Origin of the sequence: Staphylococcus simulans (assembly GCF_002902285.1) — a bacterium.
GTDB lineage: Bacteria > Bacillota > Bacilli > Staphylococcales > Staphylococcaceae > Staphylococcus > Staphylococcus simulans.
In genome coordinates, this window is sequence record NZ_PPRU01000077.1 from 1 (window position 1) to 296 (window position 296).

Here is a 296-nt window from a genome sequence, read left to right on the forward strand (position 1 = left end):
AAAAACTAATTGTTTTAAAACGTCCTTAAGACGTTTGTTAATTTGGAATTAACGTTGACATATTGTCATTCAGTTTTCAATGTTCATTTTTTCACTGACAAGAATTAATTATACTCTTTTTCAAAAGTGAAGTCAACACTTTCTTTTAAGTTTTTTAATTTCATCAATTTCTCTCACAAAAAAATGACCTCACGGTCACATAAGTGAAATTGCCTGGCAACGTCCTACTCTTGCGGAACGTAAGTCCGACTACCATCGGCGCTAAAGAGCTTAACTTCTGTGTTCGGCATGGGAAC

Annotated in this window: 1 rRNA gene; it reads right to left on the reverse strand. The window is 34.5% G+C overall.

The features are described from left to right. Window positions 1-211 precede the first annotated feature (211 nt). Window positions 212-296: ribosomal RNA gene (gene rrf / locus CD112_RS13075) — 5S ribosomal RNA — on the reverse strand; the annotation flags it as partial.